Origin of the sequence: Sulfurovum sp., assembly GCF_041551015.1 — a bacterium.
Classification (GTDB): domain Bacteria; phylum Campylobacterota; class Campylobacteria; order Campylobacterales; family Sulfurovaceae; genus Sulfurovum.
This window is the reverse complement of sequence record NZ_JBFENQ010000134.1, coordinates 1-4554: the sequence shown is the minus strand read 5'-3', so window position 1 is coordinate 4554 and position 4554 is coordinate 1. Positions and strand designations below refer to the sequence as shown.

Genomic DNA, 4554 nt, shown 5'->3' with positions numbered 1-4554 from the left:
GAAATGCACATAAAGACTTTATGGATAATCATAAAGAAGCAATGCTTAGATTAACTAAGTATATTAAAGAAAGTAAATAAATGAGTAAAAAAATAATACAAGATCTGACAAAAGAAGAATTAAGTGAACTGATCAAACCTTCTTTCCGTGCAAAACAAATATACGATTGGATCTACCATAAGTATGCAGAGTCATTTGAAGAGATGAAAAATCTTCCAAAAGAGATGAGAGAAAAATTAGATGAAGAATATACTGTGGCTCCTCTCAAAACGGTGATGGTTCAAAACTCTAAAGACGGAAGCCGAAAATATCTTTTTGAATTGCATGATGGACATACAGTTGAAGCCGTACTGCTTTTGATGAGAGAGAAGGAGTATCATGAAGATGGCTCTGTAAAGCATCAGGAACGCTATACAGTCTGTATCTCATCTCAGGTAGGGTGCAAGGTAGGGTGTGCCTTTTGTTTGACTGCAAAGGGCGGTTTTATGCGTAACCTGACAGCCGGAGAAATCGTTGAACAGTTACGAATGATCAAAAAAGACAATGCGATCGATGCCAACCGTCGTGTCAATATTGTCTATATGGGCATGGGTGAACCACTTGACAACTTGACAGAAGTGGCAAAGTCAGTGAAGATATTTGCAGACCCGGATGGTATGGCTATTGCCACACATAGACAAACTATTTCAACATCTGGATTAAGTACAAAGATAGAGAGACTTGGAAAGATGGACTTGGGAGTGAATTTGGCTATCTCACTGCATGCAGTCGATGATGAATTAAGACAACAGTTGATGCCTATTAACAAAGCATACAATATCGCATCTATTATCGATGCGGTGAAGAACTTTCCTGTCAATGCTAGAAAAAGAGTGATGTTTGAGTATCTTGTCATAAAAGATGTCAATGATGATATCTCTGCTGCTAAGAAACTTCTCTCACTTTTAGATGGTATTAAAGCTAAGGTAAACTTAATCTATTTTAATCCGTATGGTGGTACAGAATTTAAACGTCCGAGTGAAAAAGACATGAAAGAGTTCCAAGAGTATCTGACTAAAAGAGGATTGCACTGTACGATCCGTGAGTCAAAAGGTTTAGATATATCAGCAGCTTGTGGTCAGTTAAGAGAACAAGAATTAGAAGGAGAAGGGTAATGCCAAGTTTGGAACTTTTTATGTTAGGATTTATTATCCTGGTTGCAGCTGTTGGAGTAGGTTGGTTTATCTATGATTCCAGGAGTGATGAGGAGAAATAAGTTTCTCCCTATTTTTTATTAAACACTCTTTTTTCTTTCTCACAGATCAAATTCTTCATCTCGGAGAAATCACTTTTACTCTCTATATGAAATCTAGGCCCCATGGTAAAGGATAAGCTCTGTGCATGTAGCATTAGTCTGCTTGCCCCCATCTCTCTCATGCGTTCTTCAGGGCTTAGTTCTTCTTCGAGGTAGGCATTGGCAGCTTGGAAGGTTGTACCATAGATAGGATCACCCAAAATAGGATGTTTCACGTGAAACAAATGGACTCTTATCTGATGCGTTCTTCCTGTATGAGGATAACAGGCTACAAGTGTCGTATCAAGCGTTTCATCATACTGTAGGGGAATAAAGTCTGTATGTGATGCTTTCCCCTCATCAGAAATAAAGACCTTATGTTTGGTTTGGCTATAGTCATTGTTTATCTTGATCCGCTCACTCGAGGAAAAAGGCTCTGTGAGTTTACCATCAACCCAGGCAAGGTAAGACTTTTTAATACTTCTATCTTCAAATGACATCTTCAAATAAGATTCTGATTTTTTATGTTTACTTGCCAAAAGCAATCCAGAAGTTTCCATATCTATACGGTGAACAGCATTGGCATTATCTCCAGCAATGCTACGAATCTCATCAAGTAGTGAATAGGGGGTTGCCATGGTATTAGGGTGGACTAGAACACCAGAATACTTTTCAAAGACCATAAAGTCTTTGTTGTGAAATAGAGGTCTGTTTCCTTGGGAAGAAGGTTTAAAATAGACTACTTCTACTTCTCCTTCTATAGACATACCAGTGTTAAATATAGATACGCCATTGATGAGCAATCTACCCTTTGCCAATACACGTTGTGCCTGTCCTTGAGTAAAATTGAAGGTACGCATGATAAATAGAAATGCGGGCATTTTCTCTGGTACTGTAAATGTCTGTTTAACGAATGGCATAGATGCTTCACCTTTTTATTAATAGTACACTTTTTGAACAAAGTACAAAAAAGCTACGTTGACACTGGGTCGCACGACTCAGCATTTAGTGCTTCGCTTATACTGCATTTTAATGCTTTACTTCAACAGTCAGCTTATACAACTAGTCGTATTATTAACTGCTATTTTGGTAGAATTGTATCAAATTTTTATAGACATAAAGGTATGTAATGGTAGAAAGATACGCAAGAGAAGAGATGACAAAACATTGGACACAACATGCAAGATATGCAGCATGGCTTGAAGTTGAAAAAGCAGCTGTTAAAGCATGGAATAAATTAGGGCTTATCCCTGATGATGATTGTGAAAAGATTGTTAAGAATGCTACATTCTCAGTTGAGAGAATAGAAGAGATAGAAGCTGTTACAAAACATGATTTAATTGCTTTTAATACAAGTGTAAGTGAAAGTCTTGGGGAGGAGTCTAGATGGTTCCACTATGGCATGACTTCTTCAGATGCAGTTGATACAGGTGTTGCACTTCAAATGAAAGCTTCACTAGAAATTATCATTTCTGATACAAAGATGCTTATGGAGTCTATCAAGAAACGTGCAGAAGAACACAAAATGACTTTAATGGTAGGAAGAAGTCATGGTATCCATGGTGAGCCTATTACATTTGGTTTGACTTTGGCGGTTTGGTATGATGAAATGGCTAGACACCTTAAGAATCTTGAAGAGACTATGGAAGTGATTGCTGTAGGTCAAATCTCTGGTGCTATGGGTAACTTTGCACATGCTCCATTAGAGCTTGAAGAGTTAGCAATGGCTGAATTAGGTTTAAAACCTGAGCCTTGTTCAAATCAAGTAGTACATAGAGATAGATATGCAAGATTGGCAACAGCTTTAGCTCTAATGGCTTCTTCTGTAGAAAAATTTGCAGTACAAGTTAGACACTTACAAAGAACAGAAGTTTATGAAGCGGAAGAATATTTTGCTAAAGGGCAAAAGGGATCTTCTGCAATGCCACACAAACGAAATCCAATCCTTACAGAAAACATCACAGGTCTTGCTAGAATGATCAGAGCCTATGCAATACCTGCTATGGAAAACGTAGCACTTTGGCATGAAAGAGATATCTCTCATTCATCAACTGAGCGATTTTGGTTACCAGATGCTTTCATTACATGTGACTTCATGATGCACCGTATGAATAATGTGATCGCAAACCTTACGGTAATGCCTGAGAATATGATGAAGAACTTAAATTTGACAGGTGGATTGGTATTCTCTCAACGTGTACTTCTTGAACTTCCAAAAGCAGGTGTAAGTCGTGAAGATGCCTATAGGATCGTACAAAGAAATGCGATGAAAGTATGGGAAGAGATACAACAAGGAAAACCAACCACTAATGATGAGGGTGAATCACTTTATCTTCAGTATCTGCTAGCAGATGAAGAGCTGGGTCAGTCACTTTCAGAATCACAGATAAGAGAATGTTTTAACTTTGATTATTACACAAAAAATGTAGATGCCATTTTTAAAAGAGTTTTTAAATAAGCTTATATCACATAATCTTGTATTGAAGATTTCATACTGTACAAAAGTACAGTATGAAATCTCCTTTACAACCTAATATACTCTAATCTCTTTATAGTTTTAGTGTTACTTTCTTCACTCTTTTTTTCTATAAATAAACTTTATATTTTTCGAAACTTCCCACACAGACAGCCTTTTAAAAACTATCACCAAATCTTATAAAAAAGATGCCTAAAAATGATACAACATTTCAAAAATACACAAGGTAAATTTGAGTAAAATCGGATTAATCATTGTCATGAAAATAAGATGACAAAGCAAGCTAAAAGGACAGGGTAATATGATCAGAGTTGTAAAACGAAATGGTAGAGTAGAAACTTTAGATGTAGCAAAGATTCAAAAGTATACAGCAGCATCAGTAAAGGGACTCGTACGAGTAAGTCAAAGTGAACTTGAAGTAGATGCCAAGCTTCAGTTTCGTGATATGATCAGCTCCGAAGAGATACAGCAAACATTGATCAAAACAGCGGTTGACAAGATAGACATAGACAGACCGGACTGGACATTTGTAGCTTCAAGACTCTTCCTTTATGACATCTACCATAAAGTAACGGGCTTTACAGGATATGACCATTTACGTGAATACTTTGAGCGTGGAGAAAAAGAGGGGCGTATCGTTCTTGGACTGAAAGATAAGTATGATCTTGATGAGCTTAATGATTACATTAAGCCTGAACGTGATCTACAGTTTACCTATCTTGGTATCCGTACACTTTATGATAGATACTTATTAAAAGACCGTGCAGGGGTACCTATAGAATTGCCTCAGCAACTCTTTATGGGT

The 4554-nt window shown here is 37.1% G+C and carries 4 protein-coding genes; 3 read left to right on the top strand and 1 reads right to left on the bottom strand.

Going from position 1 to position 4554, the window contains the following annotated elements:
• Window positions 1-80 precede the first annotated feature (80 nt).
• Complete coding sequence (rlmN, locus tag ABZC96_RS08385) at window positions 81-1154, top strand: 23S rRNA (adenine(2503)-C(2))-methyltransferase RlmN (RefSeq protein ID WP_373030418.1); 1074 nt, start codon at window positions 81-83, stop codon at window positions 1152-1154.
• 109 nt (window positions 1155-1263) lie between these two features.
• On the opposite strand, the gene ABZC96_RS08380 is transcribed toward rlmN, so the two are convergent.
• Window positions 1264-2193, bottom strand: coding sequence for an RluA family pseudouridine synthase (locus ABZC96_RS08380; protein ID WP_373030417.1), 930 nt, complete (start codon window positions 2191-2193; stop codon window positions 1264-1266).
• 209 nt (window positions 2194-2402) lie between these two features.
• On the opposite strand from ABZC96_RS08380, the gene purB reads away from it, so the two are divergent.
• Together purB and ABZC96_RS08370 are read left to right on the top strand one after the other, a co-directional pair.
• Window positions 2403-3731 (top strand): adenylosuccinate lyase, encoded by a 1329-nt coding sequence (purB, locus tag ABZC96_RS08375; protein WP_373030416.1) that lies wholly within the window; start codon window positions 2403-2405, stop codon window positions 3729-3731.
• A 322-nt stretch (window positions 3732-4053) separates the two neighbouring features.
• Window positions 4054-4554, top strand: a 501-nt coding sequence (locus tag ABZC96_RS08370; protein ID WP_373030419.1) for an ATP cone domain-containing protein, incomplete at its 3' end; no start/stop codon positions are given.